The organism is Pseudomonas sp. NPDC088885 (assembly GCF_044750025.1).
Taxonomy (GTDB): domain Bacteria; phylum Pseudomonadota; class Gammaproteobacteria; order Pseudomonadales; family Pseudomonadaceae; genus Aquipseudomonas; species Aquipseudomonas rustica.
The window spans coordinates 168,492-191,193 of the sequence record NZ_JBIVJB010000003.1 but is presented as its reverse complement, the minus strand read 5'-3'; the positions used below and the strand labels follow the sequence as shown (position 1 = coordinate 191,193).

Here is a 22,702-nt window from a genome sequence, read left to right as displayed (position 1 = left end):
CCCAAGAAAGAAATCTGCAAACGCTCCTACGACATTCTGGTCAACGAAGTCGGCTTCCCGCCGGAAGACATCATCTTCGACCCGAACATCTTCGCCGTCGCCACCGGCATCGAAGAGCACAACAACTACGCTGTCGACTTCATCAACGCCTGTGCCTACATCCGCGATGAACTGCCGTATGCGCTGACCTCGGGCGGCGTGTCCAACGTGTCGTTCTCGTTCCGTGGCAACAACCCGGTGCGCGAGGCGATTCACTCGGTGTTCCTGCTGTACGCAATCCGCGCGGGCCTGACCATGGGCATCGTCAACGCCGGTCAACTGGAGATCTACGACCAGATCCCGCAAGAACTGCGCGACGCCGTTGAAGACGTGGTGCTCAACCGCACGCCAAACGGCACCGACGCCCTCCTCGCCATCGCCGACAAGTACAAGGGCGACGGCAGCGTCAAGGAAGCCGAGACCGAAGAGTGGCGCAGCTGGGAGGTCAACAAGCGTTTGGAGCATGCGCTGGTCAAAGGCATCACCACGCACATCGTTGAAGACACCGAAGAGTCTCGCCAGTCGTTCGCCCGCCCGATCGAAGTGATCGAAGGCCCGCTGATGTCCGGCATGAACATCGTCGGCGACCTGTTCGGCGCCGGCAAAATGTTCCTGCCGCAAGTGGTGAAATCCGCCCGTGTGATGAAGCAGGCTGTGGCCCACCTGATCCCGTTCATCGAACTGGAAAAAGGCGACAAACCGGAAGCCAAGGGCAAGATTCTGATGGCAACCGTGAAAGGCGACGTGCACGACATCGGCAAGAACATTGTTGGTGTGGTGCTCGGTTGCAACGGCTACGACATCGTCGACCTCGGTGTGATGGTGCCAGCAGAGAAGATTCTGCAAGTGGCCAAAGAGCAGAAGTGCGACATCATCGGCCTGTCCGGTCTGATCACGCCTTCCCTTGACGAGATGGTCCATGTTGCTCGCGAGATGCAGCGTCAGGATTTCCACCTGCCGCTGATGATTGGTGGCGCGACCACCTCCAAAGCGCACACGGCAGTGAAGATCGAGCCGAAGTACAGCAACGATGCCGTGGTCTACGTGACCGACGCTTCCCGCGCGGTCGGCGTGGCGACGCAGTTGCTGTCGAAAGAATTGAAGGCCGGTTTCGTCGAGAAGACCCGTCTGGAATACGTCGATGTGCGTGAGCGTACGGCCAACCGCAGCGCCCGCACCGAGCGTTTGAGCTACGCAGCGGCCGTCGCCAAGAAGCCGCAGTTTGACTGGGCGACTTATCAGCCCGTTAAACCAACCTTCACTGGCAGCAAGGTTCTGGACAACATCGACCTGAAAGTCCTCGCCGAATACATCGACTGGACGCCGTTCTTTATCTCCTGGGATCTGGCTGGCAAATTCCCGCGCATCCTCGAAGACGAAGTGGTCGGTGAAGCCGCGACGTCGCTGTACAAAGACGCGCAGGAAATGCTCGCCAAGCTGATCGACGAGAAGTTGATCAGCGCCCGTGCGGTGTTCGGTTTCTGGCCGGCCAATCAGGTGCATGACGACGACATCGAACTGTACGGCGATGACGGCAAGCCATTGGCCAAACTGCATCACTTGCGCCAGCAGATCATCAAGACCGACGGCAAGCCAAACTTCTCGCTGGCCGACTTCGTCGCACCGAAAGACAGCGAGGTGACCGACTACGTCGGTGGTTTCATCACCACCGCCGGCATCGGCGCCGAAGAAGTCGCCAAGGCCTATCAGGACGCTGGCGACGACTACAACTCGATCATGGTCAAAGCGCTGGCCGACCGTTTGGCCGAAGCCTGCGCCGAATGGCTGCACCAGCAAGTGCGTAAAGAGCACTGGGGTTACGCCAAAGACGAAACCCTCGACAACGAAGCGCTGATCAAAGAGCAATACAGTGGCATCCGCCCTGCCCCGGGCTACCCGGCCTGCCCGGATCACACCGAAAAAGCCGCGCTGTTCGCCCTGCTCGATCCAGAGGCCGAAGAAATGCGTGCCGGCCGCAGCGGTGTGTTCCTCACCGAACACTACGCAATGTTCCCGGCGGCAGCAGTCAGTGGCTGGTACTTCGCCCATCCGCAGGCGCAGTACTTCGCGGTGGGCAAGGTCGATAAGGATCAGATCGCCAGCTACACCTCGCGCAAAGGTCAGGAACTGAGCGTGACCGAACGCTGGCTGGCGCCGAACCTCGGCTACGACAACTGATCCAGCCCTGACGCAACATCCCCTGTGGGAGCGGGCTTGCTCGCGAAAGCGGTCTATCAGCCAACATTGATGTTGACTGACATGACGCCTTCGCGAGCAGGCTCGCTCCCACATTTGCTTTTGCGATGTTCTTGAAAGGGCTGTCTCTGCTTGTCTGACACACACGGCAGACGAGGGATTTATGGACAATCCAGTCGGGAACTGAGCGTGACCGAGCGCTGGCTGGCGCCGAATCTCGTCTACGACAAATAACCCAGCCCTGACGCAACATGCCCTGTGGGAGCGGGCTTGCTCGCGAAAGCGGTCGATCATTCAACATTGAGGTTGACTGACATGACGCCTTCGCGAGCAAGGCCGCTCCCACATTTGCTTTTGCGATGTTCTCGAGAGGGTTGGTTATGCTTGTCTGACACACACGGCAGACGAGGGATTTATGGACAATCCAGCCAGGAACTGAGCGTGACCGAGCGTTGGTTGGCGCCGAATCTCGGTTACGACAACTGACCCAGCCCTGACGCAACATCCCCTGTGGGAGCGAGCCTGCTCGCGAAAGCGGTCGATCATTCAACATTGATGTTGACTGACATGACGCCTTCGCGAGCAAGCCCGCTCCCACATTTGCTTTTGCGATGTTCTCGAGAGGGTTGGTTATGCTTGTCTGAAACACACGGTAGACGAGGGATTTATGGACGATCCAGTCAGGAACTGAGCGTGACCGAGCGTTGGTTGGCGCCGAATCTCGTCTACGACAACTTGAGAAAACACCTCGGTAGACCGCTTGGCTACCGAGGTTTCCAGCCCATCCCTTACACGCTGGACTGCTGACGTTCAGTGTCCGTCAGCTCCAGCAATAACCCCGTTTCCTGGGTTTTGAACTCCACCTCGAGCGCCCCGACTTCGGCCAGATACGCCTCGGTTATCTGCGCATGACGATCCTCCAACTCGCCCTGAATCTGCGCCTGCTTGTCTTTTAAAGCAGCGAATCGTGCTGCGTATTTGCGTTTCAACTGATCGACCCAGTACTTGCGCGTGACCAGATCTTCCATGAAGTCTGCCGATTGTTCCGCCGCGATCACTTCGGCATACGCGGCGTCCAGTATTGTGGCGCTGACGTTGCCGCTGTACAGCATGTCGTGCGGTTGCGCCGGCAAATCAAGCCTGTAGCCCAGGCCGATGCGATACGCCAGACGCACTTCCGCCGGGTCGGGCCTGCCCCCTTGCGCCTGTCGTTGCAACACGTCGCGGTTGGCGATTTTTTCTATGCGGCCGAGACGAAACAGCTTCCTGCCGAGTTTGAACAACACGCTGTCCTGTTGGTTGGCCGGCGTCGATTTGAGCGTATCGAACTCGAAGACCTTCACTTCGATGTCGCTGAACAACAGGATGCGACCGTCGCCGCAGGTCGGCGCCGATTGCGCCATCGCGAACAGCGTGTCCCTGAGCTCAGGGTCGCTGTCGGCCGCCTTCAGCACCCGATGAACGCGCCGGGTCAGATCAGTGCGCCCCAAGGTGAAGTCTTTGGTTCCTTGCAGACGGTCGAGCAAATTGAAAAACGCCGCGCTGTCGGGCAGTGCTTCAAAATCAGTCCAGATCCGCGTCAGTTCATCGGCGCCCTCTACGGCCAGATCGATCCAGCGTTGGCGCGCTTCAGGGCCGGTGACCTGCTCCAGATCGACGGTTTCGTTACTGAGCGCCGACTCGTTACTGGGCGAAGCACTGCTGCTGTCAATGCTGTCGAGCACCTCGTCGAGCTCTTCTGCGCCCCATCCCATGATCGTGTCGCCGGCTTCCACGTCGTTGCGCAGCATCAACAGACTCGCTGCATCGAGGCTGTCATTGCCGGCTACATTCGTGCCTTCGCGCAAAAGTCGATGGGGCTCGGTCATCAAGGCCTGAGGAATCGACTCCAGCATGTTGCCGCGTAAATTCAATGTGTTGAGGGCTGGCAACTGCAATACACCTTCCGGCCAACTGACCAGACGATTGCCCTGCAGATCAAGGCTCTGCAAATGCGCCAGCGAACTGACATCCAGCGATTCCAGCCAGTTATTCGACAGATCCAGTGTTTGCAGCTGATTCAACGCCGCAAGCTGCTGCTGCAATCGCGGCGTTGTGTTCAGTTGGTTGGCAGACACTGACAAACGCCTGAGCCGACTCAGGGCGGTGATCGGTTCAGGCAGACCGGTCAGCAAGTTGCTGCTGAGTTCCAGCGTATGAATCGCTTCGAACGGCTGTAAAAAACCATCCAGGCCGGTTTCGCTGATAAACACCTTGTTGAGCTTCAGCACACCAACGTGGGAAAAATCGCCACTCAACAACGGCAAGCTGCCCAATGGGTTTTCCGACAGATCCAGCACGTAGTCCGTAGCGGCGCCCTCGGCGACCGTCGCGCCACGAAGGTTCTGTCGCCAACAGCTTAAAATCTGCTCCGCGGCCCTGCGACGTTCCAGGGCACTGACCCACAGCGGCACACTTAGCTCGCGCAACTGAAATGGAGGCTGAGTAATCCATCGATTGAGGTTTTCCGTCAGCCGCTGATATTGCGCATCCCAATGGTCCATTTGCGCAAACAGTGTCCCCGCCCCGCCCTTGCTCAACGTCAGGTCATCGACCGCTTGCAGCGCTTCGCCATCGCGCAAATCCGGGTCGAGCCGTTGCAGGCGTGCTTTCGGGGTCATCCGCGCCAGTTGCTCGGCAGACTCCACGCGCAGCGGCAACAACAGTTCCGGATGCTGGCTGACCAGAGGCGGAAAATACGCCGGACCGCCGATGACAAAGCCTTCGCGCAAATCGGCCCGGGAAATGCCCATCGGCGCAAACGCACGGCTGGTCGTGAGCAAATCGTGACGGGCTTCGGTGGTCAAACGGCAGCCACTCATATCGACCCAGAGCTGTTCGTGCCCCGTGAGCACAGCTTTGGGCACCGTGGCGATTGCGCTGTTGTTCAGCTCCAACTGAGCCAGCGCTGGCAGGTCCAGCACACCGCCGGGCCAGGCGCTGATCGCGGTGTAACCCAGTCGCAGACGCTTCAGATTGCGCAAGGCGCTGACATCCAGCGTTTCGATGCGATTGCGCCGCAAATCGAGAAGCTCCAGCGCTGATAAACCGTTCAACTGCCTCTGGATACCCGGCGTGATCGTCAGGTAATTGTGGTGCAGGCTGAGGTCTTGCAGGTTTTTCAGCCCGGCGAGTGATGACGGCACCTCGAACAGTTGATTGCGACTCAGGTCCAGCGCACGGAGCTCGCTGAAGTGCAGGAGAAACGGCCTGATGTCGTCCACCGGTGCGATGACTTCGGCCATGTTCAATGCATGAACATGGGAGAAACCACGACGGGTCAGCCCTGACAGATCAGGCAGATCACCGAGCGGCGTGCCGGAGATATCCAGCGTCGCAGCGTTAACCGGCCCAGTCACCGGCACTGGCCGTGAGGTTGACGGACCGGGTTGTGGTTGCGCAATGCCCGGCCCGTCGACCGATGTGGCGTAACGCTGACGCAGGCCTTCGCGCCAACACTCACGGATCAGCCGGGCCGCGCTCTGTCGACCGCGCAAGTCGACCGGGCGACCATTGGCCGTCACCGAACGCTCCTGCCAACCCTGCAGTTGTTGCGACAGCCACTGCCGATCCGCGCGCACGGTGTTGATGTGATCGAGCAATGCCCGGCCGACAATCCCCTCAGCCTTGAGCTGGCGCAGCGCCGTTGTCGACAGCTCACTGCCGGAGTCCATCGCGACTTGCAGCGTGTCCTGACTGTAGCGGTCAAGCATGTGTTCGGTGTCGAGCAAGTGCGCCGGATGGTCGTGCACGTAGTCGTAAGCCTTGGTGAATTGCTCAGCGTCGAGCCTCGCCCAGTTCAGTTGCAGACCGCGCCACAGATGCTCGTGCCGCGAAAACAGCTCGGCGGGCAGCGTTTTCAGGCTGGCGTGGCTGAGGTTCAATTGTTCCAGTGCGGGCAATTCAAGAGCACCTTTCGGCCAGACCTCCAGGCTGCCCGCGACACTCAACGCACGCAGGTTCGGCAAGCCGCTGACATCCAGCTCCGTGGTGATCCCGCGCAGCGTCAGGGACTCCAGTTGCGGCATGACATTGACCAATGCCTGCGCCGTCTCCGTGAATTCCTGACTGAGGTTGCCGCCCAGCAGCAACTCACGAATACCCGACAACTCTTTGAGCTTCTCGACCAGTTGCGGCCGGTCGAGGGTGTCCCAGACGTAAAGCTCGATCGACCGCACATTGGGAAACTGCCGCGCAAACGCTTCGCTGCTCTGACTGAGCAAACCTTCAACACTCAAGCGCAGGCTGCTCACGTGGGGAAAGCGCGCGGTCAGCTCGGGCCATGCGCCGATGCTGCTCCAGTCCAGATGCAGACTCGGCGGGGCATCGACAACCCCTCTCAAACGCCAAGCGTCCTTGATCAACTGCGTCGCGCGGGCTCGGCTCGCTCTGCCGCCAGCGTTGCCCAGCCATTGCTCCAGCTCGGTCGTCAGCGTCTGATACTCAGCGGCGCGCAGGTTGAGCAGATTGAAGATCTGCGTGTCGGTGCAGCCTTCACGCATCAGGTGCTCGATCATCCTCTGCGCCAAGTCATCGGAAAAGACCGGGTAGACGTCGCGCAGTCTCGCAATCAACGAGGGATTGGCTTGCACGCCCGCACCTCGCCCGCTCAACGGATAACCCACGCGGCCATCCGCCAGACGTGTCGGCGCCTTGAAGCGTGCCGCGCCGCGACCGGGCAGCAACGCTTCGAGCATTTGCTCACGGTGCGCCAACGCGTAAGTGCTCAGGGTCTTCTGCAAAGCCGCGCTTTGCCCGACATTTGGCAGGCCGAGTTGCACTCGCGCCTCGTCCGGCAACGCGTGCATGAGCGATTGATAAAAGTTCTCGCCCTCGCGAGGGACACTGTTCAACGCATTGCCCTCACGGTCGAAAGCCTGGAACTGATGACGCTGGTGATGCTGAGGGCCATCGGTGACCAGGTATTTGACGTCGTCAGCCGACGCGTTGCCGATACTCGCCAACACCTTGCCGGTGTAATCGTGTTGGCGGATTTCCATGCGCAATTGTTGCGGCCAGCCGGGCTGTTTATGTAACGCGTGCAGTGCGAGGCGCTGGCTGTCGAAAGACGCCAGACTCTGCAGCTGCATGCCCGCCAAGGCCTGATTCAGACGACTGATTCTGGCGAAGGTGCGCGTCTTCAGCAGGAGGCTCATCGGTAGCCGTCCGCTCCGCGCAAGCGCGCGTCGTTCCTGCACGGTGGCGCCGTTCAACACTTCTTGCGCGGCATCATTCGACAGGCTCGGGAAGCTTTTCTGCAGTTGTTTGATATCAGGCGTCGACGCCGTTGTGGTTGCGAACCGCGCAGTGATTTGTTGTCGCTGCAACGCCGTCACAGCATCGCCGGCAGGAGCCTGGGCGATCAACTCATTGAGTTGACGGTCGATCTGAAACTGGCGCAAGGCATCGGACAAGGCTGCAGGCATTGGCTGGTGATCCCTGTGCATTTTTCGCAGCGTGTTGTCGTCGACCCCACTGATCCGGGCGATGTTCTCCAGCGCCGGCGCGTCCAGCCCATCAGTGACATGGCCGAGTCGGCGCAGCAACGTCGCACGATCCCATTCCAGCGGTCGCTCGAAAACGTGTCGCCATGCCCCCTGCCCGTTGGAGTGCAACACGGGTTGATAGGCGTGCGGGTTGCTTGGGTGCTTGAGTCGCCAGCGGCCGAGGCTCGCATCGAAAGTCTGTTCATAGACCTCGCCGTCCAGATGGATAAAGGTGCGGTCGCCTAGCGCGTATTGCCCAAGGTGGTTGGGTTCAAGCGCGGCAGGCAACACCACAGCGCTCTTGTACGGCGCCAAACCCGGCCGCCACAACTGTTCGTCACCAAACGGCAGCCGGACCTTGACCATGCCGTCGACAAACGGCGCGGCGCTGATTTTCGGCGCTTTACTTACAACGGCACCGACTGCCGCCATGAATGCCAGGTTCGTCGCGACCGACTCGAGATAACCCCACGCCAGATCCGTGTCACCAACGCTCCAGGCGTCTACCCCGTGATAAACATCCAGGGTCAGTTGCACGGCCATCACGGCCATCATCACTTCGCCCAGCCCCGGAATGAAAAACGCCGCCACGTTCAACAGGTTCAGGCCCCACTCGGCGTAGTGCGCGAGCCGTGCGTACCAGGCGTCATGATCGACCGTGGCAGTCGGCACCGCCAACTGCGCGGCCGATGCCTTCAGACGGGTCTCGTGCCGCGCGTACAACTCACTGAACAAATCGCCATCGAGAAAGCTTTCCGCGAGATCCAGCGCAGGGTTGGCGCGATAGATCCGCTGATAAATGCCGTTGCTGTGCCCCAACAGGGTTTGTTCGCGATGCGGCGCGTCGGGGTTCCATTCGAGGGTCTGTAACGCCGAGCGGACGTTGCCGAGAAACCTGCCGGCGTCGCCATGGGGGATTAGCCGCAGAAACCAGCGCTGATACGTGTCCTCACGCAGACGCAAAGCGAGGTCTTGCTCAAACGCCTTGAGCGAGGCGTACTCCTTGATCGGCGCCAGCGGATCACCGGGCATGCAGACGATAATCCGTGAGTCGCTGTACTCAAGCACATCCAACAGGTTGGTGCCGGGATGGCTCCAGCTCAGGTCAATCTTTTTCTGTTTGCGCCGGCTCGCACCCAGTACAAACATCTCGCTGACAGGCACGCCGAGCACGTGCAACTGACTGAACACCACGGGCTGGCCATCCAGTGTGGTTGCCGGCTCCTCGTTAAGCGTGCCGAGCACCGCCAGATAAGCGCTCGGGCTGATCAGTGTTTTTAGGCGAGCGACATGCGCGTGGGCCCGCAAGCTGTCCTTCCAAGCCTCGATGGTTTGGGTCTTGACCTGCTCGGCGCGCTCGTCGGCATCGAAAATCGCTGCCAGATGCCGTTGATACTGCTGGCCGATATCCAGCTCACGGCATAACAGTGCAAATTCAGCGGGTTTGATCGCCAGCGTGTTGATCCGGTAACACTTGGACGGGCCGACGTCGGGGTAATACCAACCGTACAAGCCTTCACTGTCGGCGCCCATCGGCGCCGGATCACCCTGCTCGGCGATCACATCCGTTTCGGCGAATGACTGATCGTCGAGAAAATTGCGCAACGCCAATTGCAGCAGGTTCTGATCGGTCACCAACCTGTCGTGGTACAGCTCGGTGTAAAGCCAGGTGTTGGCCGTGTCGACCTTGATGGCGAATTTTTCAAGCAGCGCCGCCTCAAGCAAGGGTTGCGCAAATTCGGTCACACCCTTGAGCCCTTCAAGCGTCTTTGCCAGCGTCTGGCTAGAGGCGCGGCTGCGTTGCTGACTGTCGCGGATGATTTGCCGTTGCACCTCGGTCAGCGCCTCGAACCAGTCAGGCATGGCGCCTTCGGGCAGACCTCCGGGCGTTCTGGCGCGGTGCAGCTGCTCAATGTCTGCGCGGCTGAAATGCCGCAGGCGCCGCTGCAGTTTTTGCGTGACGAAAGGCTTGTGCAGGCCCTCCCTGCGACCAGTGGTGAGTTCTCGCATATGAAATCCTGACGGCTTGTGGATGAAGCGTCAGTCAATCACCGCCGTCGCCGGCCATGGCGGTACATATATATACCTCGGCACTTTTGTACGCGCCCCGCCGGGGTTTATTTGTCTATGCTTGGATTTCACCCTGTGATGGCGAGGGATTTATGGACGATCCAGTCGACAACAAACCACCGAGCTTCTGGCAGATGCTGCACAGCGTCATGGCGGCGGCGTTCGGAGTGCAGAGCGGCAAGAATCGCGCAAGGGACTTCACCCATGGCAAGCCCAGCCATTTCGTGCTGCTGGGGATTCTGTTCACCGTGGTGTTTGCGTTGACGCTGTTTGCCATCGTCAAACTGGTGCTGCATTTCGCCGGTGTCTGACCGGGTTCAGCGCATCAGGGTTTGCAGGTTGAACGGGTAGCGATAGGAGTCCGGTCGACCTTTGGCAGACAGCTTGCGGAAATTCACCCCGTAGTCCGGCGAATCGCCCATGGCCAGCATTTGCGTGGCCTGGGCCTTGTCGATCAATTGCAGCAAGGGGATTTGCCGGTCGCTGCCGCCGTAGCGATTCAGGTCGATGCCGTGCTCGTAGTCATTCAGTTCGACCAGCGCCCAGCCGCCCAAGGTGAAATGTCCGCCAACCAACGCGCTCAATCGTCCGTCGACCAAAGCCTGCAACGCTGCCGGTGAAGTGTTGACCGCGCTGAACAAGGCGTCTTTACCCGCCACCTTGCCGGTTTCGGCATAGGCGCGCATCGCCCCGAAGGCCATTTCATCGTTGGCCGACCACACCAGAGAAACCTTGGGATAACGGCCGAAGAGCTGTTTCGCCTGCTCGTAGGCGCGGTCCTGGGTCCAGCCGCTATAGACCAGTTGGCGCAAGCGCACCTGCGGATGCTCGGCCAGCGCACGCTGCATGCCGTGCTCGCGCAGTTGCGCCGACGGGGTGATTTTCAGTCCGGAGAACGCCAGCATTTCAATCTGCTCACCCGCTGCCACCGGCGGATGCACACGGATCAGCTCCTTCATCATCAAGTAGCCGCCCTCCTCATCATTCGGCACCAGACTGCCGACCTGATCACCGCGTTCGCCGACCAACGCCTCTTGATCCGCCGTCAGCGCGTTATTGACCATGAACAGTTTCACGCCACTGTTGTGGGCCAGGCGCAGGATTTGCGGCGCTACGTACTGTTCGTTGACGAAGATCAGGTAGTCAGGCCGATTCGGCCCTTGCAGGGCAATGCGCGCCTGCGCCAGGGTCAGTTCCGGCTGGCGTTGCGAATAGAGGATGTAGAGGTCGATGCCAAGGTCGCGGGCGGCGGCCTGCATGAATTGCGAATAGCTGACCCAGAAGGCTTCCTGCGTCGAGCCCGGATTGAGGAACAGCACTGACTCCGCTCGCGCAGCGTTGATGAAAGCCGCGCTGAACAGCAGCAAGCCGAGGTGCAAAAACTTCAACATGAGTCATCCGGGCCCAAGAAAAAATGGCCGCGCATTATAGCCCTCGAATCATCGGCTATTGATGCCTGATCCCGTTTTTGTCCGACAATCGTCGCAAGCGGGGCCCGGATGAGTCGTTTACTGATGGCTGACCCAGAATACCGCCGTCCCTACTACGAGAATGATCAGGAACAAAATGGCCCACGCATCGACGCTACTGTCGCTTTTTCTTGCCTTGGTCGGATTGCTCATTGCATCGCCTCTTGTCGGTTTTATCGGTGATTGCAGAAAGACTCGACCACAGTTAAGACGATGATTGTCCGCACTACAAATGTGGATTAGTTGACAGTGATTCTCGTTAGGCGTTTTGGTTCTTTACATATACTCAAACATCACTTTTGCGCATAACCCCAAACAGGTATATTGCCCCGGCTCCGTTAGGGAGAGCGCGGCCGTGCGCGCAGAATTGCAGAGGCACAATCGGACTCCAGCAAGCGAAAACGCAGTGCTACTCCGAATGGCCCAAGCCTGAGAACAGGACTTATATGTACGTATACGACGAGTACGATCAGCGGATCATCGAGGACCGCGTCAAGCAGTTCCGTGATCAGACCCGACGCTATCTGGCAGGTGAGCTGAGCGAAGAAGAATTCCGCCCCCTGCGCCTGCAAAATGGCCTCTACATCCAGCGTTTTGCGCCGATGTTGCGTGTGGCGGTGCCTTACGGCCAGCTGACTTCGCGTCAGATGCGCATGATGGCCAAGATTGCCCGCGACTACGACAAGGGCTACGCCCACATCAGTACGCGGCAGAACGTGCAGTTCAACTGGCCGGCGGTGGAAGACATTCCGGACATTCTGGCTGAACTGGCCACCGTGCAGATGCACGCGATCCAGACCAGCGGTAACTGCCTGCGCAACGTCACCACCGACCAGTTCGCCGGTGTCGCCGCTGACGAAGTGATCGATCCGCGCCCATGGTGCGAGATCGTCCGTCAGTGGACGACGTTCCACCCGGAATTCGCCTACCTGCCGCGCAAATTCAAAATCGCCGTCAACGGTTCGACCGCTGACCGCGCCGCCATTGAAGTCCACGACATTGGCCTTGAGCCGGTCCACAACGCCGCTGGCGAACTGGGTTTCCGTGTGCTGGTCGGCGGTGGCCTCGGTCGTACGCCGGTGGTTGGCGCGTTCATCAACGAGTTCCTGCCATGGCAGGATCTGTTGAGCTACCTCGACGCCATTCTGCGTGTGTACAACCGCTACGGCCGTCGCGACAACAAATACAAGGCGCGGATCAAGATCCTCGTCAAGGCACTCACGCCTGAAGTGTTCGCGCAGAAAGTCGATGCGGAAATGGAGCACCTTCGCGGTGGCCAGACCACATTGACCGAAGCCGAGCTGCAGCGTGTGGCCAAGCACTTCGTCGATCCGGATTACAAGGCCCTGGACAACCAGACCGCTCAGTTGGCCGACCTCGACAAAGAGCATCCGGGTTTCGCCCGCTGGCGCACCCGCAATACCCTGGCGCACAAGAAGCCGGGTTATGTCGCCGTGACCCTGTCGCTGAAACCGACCGGCGTTGCCCCGGGCGACATCACCGACAAGCAGCTCGACGCCGTCGCCGATCTGGCCGACCGCTACAGCTTCGGTCAACTGCGCACCTCCCACGAACAGAACATCATTCTCGCCGACGTTGAGCAGAGCCAGTTGTTCACCCTGTGGGGCGAGTTGCGCGAAGGCGGTTTCGCCACACCGAACATTGGTTTGCTGACCGACATCATCTGCTGCCCTGGCGGTGATTTCTGCTCGCTGGCCAACGCCAAGTCGATCCCGATCGCCGAATCGATCCAGCGCCGTTTCGACGACCTGGATTATCTGTTCGACATCGGTGAGCTGGATCTGAACATCTCCGGTTGCATGAACGCCTGTGGTCACCACCACGTCGGCCACATCGGCATCCTCGGCGTGGACAAGAAAGGCGAAGAGTTCTATCAGGTCTCCCTCGGCGGCAGCGCCAGCCGTGACGCGAGCCTGGGCAAGATCCTCGGCCCGTCCTTCGCTCAGGAAGTCATGCCTGATGTGATCTCGAAGCTGATCGACGTGTACGTTGAACAACGTACCGAAGACGAGCGCTTCATTGACACTTATCAGCGTATTGGCATCGACCTCTTCAAGGAACGCGTCTATGCAGCGAATCATTAAGAACAACGAAGTCGTCGACGAAACCTGGCACTTGCTGCCAAAAGATTTCAACATCGACGAGATCAGCAACTGCGACGACTTGATCGTGCCGTTGCAACTGTGGCGTGAACACAGTTGCATGCTCAAGGCCCGCGACGGCGGCCTGGGTGTCTGGCTGGACGCTGACGAAGAAGCCGAAGAAATCGGTGAAGACGTTGCCGAGTTTCAGGTGATTGCCCTGAACTTCCCGGCGTTCACTGACGGCCGCAACTACTCCAACGCCCGTTTGCTGCGCGACCGTTATGGTTTCAAAGGCGAACTGCGGGCGATTGGCGATGTGCTGCGCGATCAGCTGTTTTACATGCACCGCTGCGGTTTCGACGCCTTCGCTGTGCGCCCGGATAAAGACCCGTACGAAGCCCTTGAAGGTCTCAAGGACTTCTCGGTGACCTATCAGGCTGCCACTGACGAGCCGCTACCGCTGTTCCGTCGTCGCTGATCCTTTCAGTCGTAACACCCAAATCTGAAACCGGACCTGATCCGGTTTCAGATTTTTTTTGCCAGGCGTTTGGCCATCGTTAATCAGTCAGCGCAAAACCCGGCACTTCTACCAGTGCCGGATGCGCAGCAAAGCGATCCAGCGCGGCTTGGGTCAAACGGGTGAACAACGCTTTGCGCAAATTGTTGTGGTTCTCCGCGATTGCGCTCATTCGAATCGACAGTTGCTCTCGACTCAAATGCGTCAACCGATCGAGTTCCAGTAACGCGAGTTTGGAACCTATCTCGATATCGTCGAACTGTGCGCTGTAGGCGCTCTCCAGATATTCCACCCAGATCGGCTGGGTCTTCAGCGAATCGAGCAACGCTGTGCCCTGCTCCGCGACAAGTACTTGCCGATAGACCTCGTCCAGGGTCTGCGTGGAAATCTCGACGTCCAGGCGCTCGTTGATGGCCGTGGGCTGACCGGGAAGATCCAGTCGTTGCGCCAGTCCCAGACGAAGCGCGAAGCTCATCTGCCTGGCTTCCTCAGCCGTTACCGCTTGTGTCTGCTTCAGGGCTATGACGTGTTTGTGCGCCAGATTTTCGACCACGCGTAATCGGAACAGGCTGCGCAACAAGCGCACGAATTGACGTTCCAGCAGCACACTGCCTGTTTGTGCAGCCCCCAACGCCCGGAAACACAGCACGGTGACGGCAATATCACTGAACAACAATGAGCAATCATCAATGCTGCGTGCATCGGCCTCAGCCATACGGAACAGCGTCCGGCGCAAGGCTGCATCCTGCGAGGCGGCCTCGATGACACCCCAGACCCTCTCACGCAGTGTGCTGAACGCCACTCGGTAGTCGACGGTGTAGCGCATCCGCACGAGCAACGCGAAGAAGCGCCGCGAATCAGGTTGCAGGAACAACAAGCGCCACAGGTACCGACGACTGAGCAGTAAGGGTCCGGTAACGCCGGTCAACCAAGTGGAGCTCATGGAGACATCGACCAAAACCCGCGCAACCAGATCCGCTTGCCCGGCCGACAGAAGCCCTATGCTGATTTCATTGAGTTGCTGATAGGTCGAGAGCCTCGATAGTGAGTCTGCCGACAGCGGGTTACCACGTAGATCGGTGCCAAAATTCAACAGATCAGAGCTGACCAGTACATTTTGCGGGACATGCGTGATCCGATTGTCACGCAGATCCAGGGTTCTCAACTTCGGCAACCCCACCGTGCCGCTGGGCCATTCGCTGATGCCGGTGTCGCGCAGACCGAGGTGTTCAAGTTGCGACAACAGCGCGGCATCAGGGCTGCCCCCCAGTTCAGGATTGAAACCCAACTCCAGACGTTTCAATGAGTACATGCCAGCCAATTGCTGCGCCGACACTTGCGTCAGATGAATGTGGTTTTCGCTCAGGTCCAGCGTTTCAAGGCTTTTCATCTCACTGATGGCCGCCGGCAGTCGCGTTAATCCGGTATCGACCAGGGACAACACGCGCAGCTGAGCGAATCCGCCGAGAAAACGGCTGACACCGGTTTGAGTGGCCACGCGATCCATGATCAATGCGCCGACATGACTGAAATCCGCCTCCAGGTGCGGTAAATCGCCAATCACCAGCGCCGGCAAGGACAGCTCATAAAGGTTTGCACCGATACCCGACATCCGCGGTGTTTCTCGGCGCCAGCAACGAATGATCTGGATCGCCGTGCGAAACCTGGCCAGTTTCGTCACTTTGACGCGTGGCCCATTCAGGCCTTGATACCAGCTGTCGCGCACGACCCATTTCTGCAGCGCGTCGCGAAGGTTGAAAAACTCGATGCGCAAGTGCTCCAGTTTTCTGAGCATCAGCAGTTCATCGGCTTCCAGACGCTGAAGAAAATGGCTGATCTGCTCATGGGAATGCGCCGGATACAGCTCTTGCGCTCGCTGTCGCAGGACCGCAATGTCCGCACTGGCCTTTTCAGTGAACGGTGCCTGGCTCGAGGACGGCTGTTGCACGCGATCGGCCAGGCGCATCGGCGAGGTGTAACCACTGCGAATGGGCGAGTTGCTCAACGTCAGGTGTGCGAATTCGCGCCGCTGCAGTGCCATCGTGATGATCTTCTGCTGCAACGTGGCAGCGCCATCGCCAGCCGCGACGCCCAGTGCTGCCCGACGTTGCTGCGACAAACCATGCCAGAGCGCCTGAAAATAATGCTCACGTGTTCGCCCCGGCAGCAGCGCGACACGCTCGAACTGCTTGTCCATCACCTCATAGGCAAAACCGTGGGCGAGCACCTGCAGATGCTCTTGCGCGGTTTCGCTGCCCAATGCTGCCATGACGTCGTCGGACAGCGTGCCATCGAGTATCTGCACGTAAAGACCATCCTTCCAGCCAGGGAGATGTTCGAGTGCATCCAGTACCAGACGGCTGGTGTCGGTCGTGCCTGCGCCATCAAGATATAACCCTTCGTAAGCGCGATTCTCGCGCACCACTTGCAGATACCGTCGCGCTTCTTCGGCCTGACGCAGCGGCACATTGCCCGCCTCCAGTTCGAGCAGCTCATGCGCCTCGGCGTACCATACCAACTCATTGGCAAACGCCCCCGGCAGGTCGGCGAACATGTTCACCAGCAACGCAGACTGCTGATTCAGGGTGGGCGCATTGCGCTGATAAAGGCGTTCGAACAGGGTGAAATTGTTGCTGGTGGCGTGTTCCAGCATGATCTGGCGCAACGCCTGTTCCGGCGCGTCTTCTGCGCTGACGGTCGATAACAGATGACTGCGTTCCGAATCATTCAAAGCCGCCAGCACGTCGCGGTAGAGAAAGCCTTTGCCAAGAGAGTCCTGGCTCAGCTTGATGTCTCGATGCACTGTCGCGCCCGGCGAAAAGCTGTGCAGCGTCTGACCGGTAAAATCAGTCAGGTTCAACCCGGTGTGCGCGGGCCAGCGACGCAGGCTGGTCAGCAGATAGAGTTGCAATTCGGCGTCTGCGTGCACGGCCGTGCGCAGGTCTTTCAACTGCTCGATGAAGTCTCGAACCTGCCGGTCAGCGTCGAACCGTTGCACACTGTCGATCAATGCACCGGGCGGGCCGCGACGGTCAAGGATTGCCTGACGCAGTTCATTGTCCTGCACGCCACTGGCGGTCATGGCGTCCATGATCAACGCATCATCCAGCAGTGTTTCGGTGTAGCCCAGCCGGCGCAGCAGCGTCAGGCGATCCCACTCCTGCGGCAACTCGGCATCATGGCGCCAGGCACCGAAGCCATTGGTCTCCAGTAGCGGTGCGTACTCGTCATGCACTTTGGAAAGTGGCTGAATTTCCCACATTTCAGTGTCATGTTGCGGGCGCACAGCGTACACATGGGGGCCGATTCGCAAGTAGGCTTGCCCGGCGAGCCAACGCAGACCTTTCTCATCACTTTGCAGCCAATCAGGTAGTGCCACGTTCTGACGATAAGGTGCGAGGTTCGGGTTCCATAACCGAACGACGCCACCGGAAAGGGTGATTTGACGCAAACGCGCAATGACGCCGGAACTTTTGATGGTTTTATAGCTGGCGGTGATACCCAACTGCCCAGCCGCCAGCGCCGCCGCCAGGATCAGGTTCTCGGTGGTGTCGAAGAAATATTCGGTGGCCTGTTCCTGATCTCCGCGCGTCCAGCTCTCGATACCGAGATATACCCCTCGCAATAATTGGAATGCGGTGACTGCCATCAGAATTTCACCAATCCCCGGAACGAACGAAGCGGCGAACAGCGCCAGATCGATACCGATCGTTTCGTAGGTTTCGAGCCTGGCTAGCCGCTCCTTTTCGTCTTCATCGCCGGTCGGCACCACCAACAGTCGCGCAGTGATTTTGACCAGCGCCAGACGATGCAGGTACAGCCCGACGAACCCGTCACCGTGCATGTCCACGGCAGTCAGCGGGAGATAAATCGCCTGTTTGGGCAAGGGCGAGCCACCCGAAGGTTCGAGCAGGCGCGCCTTCACCTGCGTTTGAAAACCGACCTGCTCAGCCAGCGCGACGAAACGCGCGAAGTACTCACGGAAGGCCTTCTTGCGCAATCGGATACTGAGCCGCACCTCCATTTTTTGAAACGACTCGAACTCTTGCAGGGCTTGCTCGCGATCACCCGGCAGATAGAGCACGCAGCGTTGGTCATCGGCCTTCAGTTGCAGAACCAGCACACCGTAAACGGTGCAGTCCAGCACCTTGAGGGTCTGCAAACTGAACGCAACCTGGGACAAACCGTCAGGACTGTGTTGCAACGCCTCTTGCAAACGCCGATGGGTATCCAGCGAAATGTGCTGTTTCATCAAGGCCAGTTGCAGATCGACTTCAAAACTGCGTCGCGAATGAGCCACGCAAGCCTTCTGCGTTCGCGGGTCTGACTCGAAAATCTGTTGCAGATGCGCCTGATATTGCTGGCCCAGATCCAGTTCGCGACATAGCAGCGCAAACTCGTGGGGTTTGATCGGCAACACGCGATTGCCGCGCCCGGCGATGCGTTCGGGCAAGTAGATCAGCGAATCGTCGTGATAATTGTCAGCCTCGGTTTCGTCAGACGTAAAATTTTCACAGGCGGCTGCAATCAGGTCTCTGCCGAGCGGCAACACAAGCGTGCGCCTCAGCCCCAGCAGGCTTGAGGTAGACCTGATGTGCTGGAAAACCGCACCAGTGATCTCCAGCGGCTCTTTGAGTTTTTCGGACAGGGCCTTGGTCAGGTGACCCGCGACGAAAGGGTTGGGAGCTTGCAGGCTTGCCAGCACTTTTCGCGCTTCGTCTCGGGAGGCGAAGCTGGCAAGCAACCGGAGGTAAAGCGTCTTGCGTTGTGAGGGGCTGCTCTGGGTGAACCACGTCGGCAATTCTGCCTTCTTGAAAAACTCGAAAAAAACACCCTGTCCTGCAGATGTCAACGCTGCCGGCGGGTTTGCAAGCGCGGTCATGATTGAACCTCCCCGTCGAGCCTTGGCCGTTTCGCCGAAGTCGCAATGAACGTGGAAATTCGCTCCTCCAGTCGGGCCAGACTGGCGAATGGATCATTGCCGTCCAGCGGCGACCATTGCACCTCTTGAAACAGGTATCGGCACAGTTGGGAAGATGAATCCATCTCCTCGATCATGTGCCAGACGCGGGTTTGCAACGGCGCAAAGTCGACTACAAAGTCCGCCGTGCGAGTCATCATTTCCAGGCTGCTGAAAAACCGCTCACTTCCCGGTTTCGCGGCGATCCGCTCCCAACTGTCACTGAGTTGCAGTGCCCGCTCGGGAGGCAGTCCGGCCGTCCATGAATCAGGCAGAAACAACGTGTGCGTCGGCGCAGCCATCCACACGTTGATCCCGGTCCGCTGACGATGCTCCACCACCCAACGCAGACTGTCCGGGTCGCTGAGTGGATTGCCGGACAGCAACAGATTGCCCTCGGCCACAGACTGTCGTCGCACGGCCATCGGTATGCGGGTCATGCGATTGTTGCGCAGATCCAGACGCTGCAAACAGGCTGAGTCGGGAATGCCGATGGGACTGGTGGTCAGGCCGGTCCCACGCAGTTTAAGTTCGCGCAGTTGCGGCATGTCCAACAGCAGGGGCGGTACGCCCAATGGGTTGTCACACAGATCGAGAATGCGCAGGCGCTTCAATCCGCCGATTTGCCCGGCCGTCACGTCGGTCAGCGTCAGCCCGGTGGCGCGCAGATTGAGAATTTCCAGTTGTTTCATTTGGCCAATGGCTGGCGGCAACTTGCCTGCCGTCTCGCCAAGCGTGTTGATCAGCCGCAGGTCGACGCCTTTCATGCCGAGCCAGCGCAGATTGGGGAAACACTCGAGAAAGCCATTGAGGCTGCCGCGTTGGGTCAGCTGAAATTGAGGCATCGACAACGAGATGACATCGCGAAATTTGACGTTGAGTTGCGGCAAGCTGTGCATTGGGTCGAAATCCATGTCCAGATGAAAACCAATAAACCGGCCATGTTCAAACACCCGGCTCCCAGGCCCGCTGCGCCCTTGCCAAAGGGCAATCAGCTCGTCGGCCAGTGCGTAACGTGTTTCCCGCTCCCGCTCCATTCGGATTTCGATGCGGGCGTCGTTTTCGTCTTCGATCTGCAGAGCATTCAAGCCCCGCGCGAGGCCATCACTTTCTGTCAGGAGTTCGACATCCATGTCCTGGATATCCGTGTGGATGTCTTCGATCCAGTCACTGATATCAATGCCTAACTGCTGCATTTGCAGCCTTAGGCGATCCAGTTCGTTTTGCGCGCCTGAACCTAGCGTAAGCAGAAACTCGTCCGCCTGAGCATCGGAAATGGCCGGGTAGATTTCTTTGACCTGCAGTCGCATCACTTGCCTGGAAAACTCTGCGTTCTGCGCGGTAGCGGGAAAGCCTCCACCGCGTAAGCCACTGAAATTGAAGCTTGCGCCTGAATCCATGCGGCGCAGGCCAATCGCCAACTCGGAATGCCGCAGCGCCTGTTCACGAAGTTTCGCTCGCAAGTCAGCCAATGGCTGATCGCTACGCAAGCCAAGCGCTGCACGCTGTTCAGGTGCCAGTACATCGAGCAGCGCCTGATCAAAGGCGACACCGGGCGTCCTCAGCAATTGAGTCTTCACGTTTGCAGACAATGCCCCGATGCTGTCCACAGTCCGGCTCCCGGCCCCCTCCTCCAGCACCTCGATGCGCGCCTGTGCGGACCAGCCGGGCAAGCGCTCAAGGGTGTGCAGGACCAGTACATCGTTGTCTGCACTGGGTTCCGATTTCAGATAGAAGCCTTCGTACGCGCGGCAGACCCGAACGTGCTGCTCGTACTGTTGCGCCTTGTCACTCAAGCGGGCGAAAACACGTTTGCTGTCCGCCAGCGTGTGCGGCGCCTCGATATCGATGCCTGAACGCTCGAGGATCTGCTCCACGGCGCTTTTTGGGAGCAGCGGATATTGCTGACGAAACAGTTTGATCCACGGATTATCCGACTGCTGCAACGCCTCATGGCGCTGGCGAAACAGGTTGGCCCTGTCGCGCTGTAATTGTCGGGCGGCTGCCGAGCCTTCAGGCAATGCGTCCAGGGCCTGCTGCAGATCCTGATCGAGGGCAAAACGGCTGATGGTGTCCTGCAGAATCGGCGTCGGTGCTCGTCCATCCGTGCGAAGCAAACGCAAAGTGTCATCGCTGACGCCGCTGACGTGGCGCATCTGTAACAACACTTCGCGGCTGAAGCGTTCGATGCCTGGCCCGAGGCCTTGCATCAAGGCAACGTGTTCAGCGACAGATTCAATGGCCGGCGGCGCAGTGGCCACGTTGGCAGATTCGATGAACGGCTCGCGTTGCCGGCCTTTTATGATGGGCGGTTCTAACGGCATGGACGCCGCGTCGGCGAGTATCGGCAGCGCGTTGAGCAGGCCCAATACAGTACGGGTGACGCCTTGTGATCGCTCGGTCGTGGTCGTGGCGTTCGCCGTTTCCGCCAGCCCGTAGCCGGCGTCGATCAGGCCTGCCAATGCCAACAAACCCTCTGCGCCCGGTATCAACAACGCCAGCGGTCCATAACGATTGAGCCATTGCACCAAGGGTTCTACCACCGCACTCAATTGCTCACGATTGACTTGGGCGTCGTCATGAATCGTCTCGATACTGGTGAGCGCGGCCTGCTTCATCGAGAGCACCAGTTGCGCGAACGGGTCAGTGCCGGCGGCGGCTTTCTCCAGATGGCTGTAGTCGGCGGGATCCCAATAACCGTCGTTGTTGAAGAACCCCGCGGAGGTGGTCAGGTGATGTTGATGCGGGTACATCGCCATGCCTTGCAGGGCCGTGATTACCCCTGCGTGCAAAACACCGTCGGTGCGGTCGTCTTCCCTGAAGTGTGCTGCGAGTGCCTGGGCTTTTTCAGCGCTGCGAGCGGCCTCGACCAGCCAACGGCGCAGCGCCTGGACGTTGGTGAACTCATGGAATGGCGAAGAATTGCCGGGAATGTACAGCAGCCGCCGATCGTGACCTGGCTGGGCGAAACACCAGATATCGGTCGAGTCGTAACGATAGATTCGCAATCGACTGAATTCGACATCCTGCAATGCGACGAAGGGCATTTGTAAATGCTCAAGGGTAAGCGCTTCCCAGGATTGCTGCGGATCCAGTCCGGCCCCGCGCAGCGCCAGTTTCAGTCCCTCGTCCGAGAGGCTGAGTTCTTGATGCTGCAGGTAAGCGGCCATGACATAGGCAGATTTAACGGCGGTTTTCAGTGGATATGCGTTGGTCGAGATGATGTGGGTATCGGAGGGCCAGACTTGATCGATGTAGGCGCGGTACCGGGTTTTCAGCTCCAGGGTCCAGACCCAGCGTTTGAAGTCATGGGGCATCAACGTCAGTTGTGTATCGGGGCCATAACGCTGGGGCTTGGTTTGGCGGTAGATGCCCTCATAGTCGGCATGTCCGCCACCGGGAAACGCCGTTTCATCGATAGCGACAATGGCGATAACCGGCCCTACGAGTGGAGGGGTGTACAAGCCGAAAGCGGTCTCGCCGAAACGTCCGGCCCCGACCGTTTGCTGGTTGGTCATGGCCGCATGCAGCAGGCTCTCTGTTCTGATCAGACGCCCCTTGTGAACGGCGTCGAGTGCGGGGTAGCCACGAAAATCGTACTGCAGATACGCCAGTTGTGACGTCATCGGAGCAATGGCTTTGCCCCATCGATCCTCGATCAAGTCACGGGTGAACCGGGTGGCGCTGTGTGGCAACACGGCTTCCAGTTCGAGGGCCCACTGTTGGTGTCTGTTGGGGCGGGTTTCTGCGTTCTCCGTCATTCTCTGCAATCCTTTGCATCGCTATAGGAGTGACTAACCTAAAGGATGTGAGGCGAGGAA

8 protein-coding genes are annotated in these 22,702 nt (G+C 59.1%); 4 read left to right on the top strand and 4 right to left on the bottom strand.

The window, feature by feature from the left end:
- On the top strand, positions 1-2,217 hold a 2,217-nt coding region (locus ACIP1X_RS04485), incomplete at its 5' end, for a vitamin B12 dependent-methionine synthase activation domain-containing protein (RefSeq protein WP_400749691.1).
- Between the two features lie 806 nt (positions 2,218-3,023).
- On the opposite strand, the gene ACIP1X_RS04480 is transcribed toward ACIP1X_RS04485, so the two are convergent.
- Positions 3,024-9,770: an NEL-type E3 ubiquitin ligase domain-containing protein gene (locus tag ACIP1X_RS04480; protein WP_400749688.1), complete on the bottom strand. Its 6,747-nt coding sequence runs from the start codon at positions 9,768-9,770 to the stop codon at positions 3,024-3,026.
- 152 nt (positions 9,771-9,922) lie between these two features.
- Between ACIP1X_RS04480 and ACIP1X_RS04475 the strand changes: the two genes are divergently transcribed.
- Complete coding sequence (locus ACIP1X_RS04475; RefSeq protein ID WP_400749685.1) at positions 9,923-10,141, top strand: DUF2970 domain-containing protein; 219 nt, start codon at positions 9,923-9,925, stop codon at positions 10,139-10,141.
- Between the two features lie 6 nt (positions 10,142-10,147).
- Here the strand turns inward: ACIP1X_RS04475 and ACIP1X_RS04470 are convergent, their stop codons facing one another.
- Positions 10,148-11,221, bottom strand: a complete 1,074-nt coding sequence (locus tag ACIP1X_RS04470; protein WP_400749683.1) for an ABC transporter substrate-binding protein — start codon at positions 11,219-11,221, stop codon at positions 10,148-10,150.
- Positions 11,222-11,745: 524 nt separating this feature from the next.
- On the opposite strand from ACIP1X_RS04470, the gene ACIP1X_RS04465 reads away from it, so the two are divergent.
- Entirely contained in the window at positions 11,746-13,404 is a 1,659-nt protein-coding gene (locus tag ACIP1X_RS04465) for a nitrite/sulfite reductase (RefSeq protein ID WP_158830036.1), read from the top strand.
- Complete coding sequence (locus ACIP1X_RS04460) at positions 13,388-13,882, top strand: DUF934 domain-containing protein (protein WP_400749680.1); 495 nt, start codon at positions 13,388-13,390, stop codon at positions 13,880-13,882. The genes ACIP1X_RS04465 and ACIP1X_RS04460 overlap by 17 nt, the downstream gene beginning before the upstream one ends.
- A gap of 79 nt (positions 13,883-13,961) precedes the next feature.
- Here the strand turns inward: ACIP1X_RS04460 and ACIP1X_RS04455 are convergent, their stop codons facing one another.
- Entirely contained in the window at positions 13,962-18,803 is a 4,842-nt protein-coding gene (locus tag ACIP1X_RS04455; RefSeq protein WP_400749677.1) for a dermonecrotic toxin domain-containing protein, read from the bottom strand.
- On the bottom strand, positions 18,800-22,642 hold the full coding sequence (locus tag ACIP1X_RS04450; protein WP_400749674.1) for a dermonecrotic toxin domain-containing protein: 3,843 nt from the start codon (positions 22,640-22,642) through the stop codon (positions 18,800-18,802). The genes ACIP1X_RS04455 and ACIP1X_RS04450 overlap by 4 nt, the downstream gene beginning before the upstream one ends.
- Positions 22,643-22,702: the final 60 nt, after the last annotated feature.

What these genes read in the sequence shown, in the direction of transcription:
- ACIP1X_RS04480 (WP_400749688.1), bottom strand. Translation starts at nt 9,770, where the DNA reads ATGCGAGAACTCACCACTGGTCGCAGGGAGGGCCTGCACAAGCCTTTC.
- ACIP1X_RS04475 (WP_400749685.1), top strand. Translation starts at nt 9,923, where the DNA reads ATGGACGATCCAGTCGACAACAAACCACCGAGCTTCTGGCAGATGCTG.
- ACIP1X_RS04470 (WP_400749683.1), bottom strand. Translation starts at nt 11,221, where the DNA reads ATGTTGAAGTTTTTGCACCTCGGCTTGCTGCTGTTCAGCGCGGCTTTC.
- ACIP1X_RS04465 (WP_158830036.1), top strand. Translation starts at nt 11,746, where the DNA reads ATGTACGTATACGACGAGTACGATCAGCGGATCATCGAGGACCGCGTC.
- ACIP1X_RS04460 (WP_400749680.1), top strand. Translation starts at nt 13,388, where the DNA reads ATGCAGCGAATCATTAAGAACAACGAAGTCGTCGACGAAACCTGGCAC.
- ACIP1X_RS04455 (WP_400749677.1), bottom strand. Translation starts at nt 18,803, where the DNA reads ATGACCGCGCTTGCAAACCCGCCGGCAGCGTTGACATCTGCAGGACAG.
- ACIP1X_RS04450 (WP_400749674.1), bottom strand. Translation starts at nt 22,642, where the DNA reads ATGACGGAGAACGCAGAAACCCGCCCCAACAGACACCAACAGTGGGCC.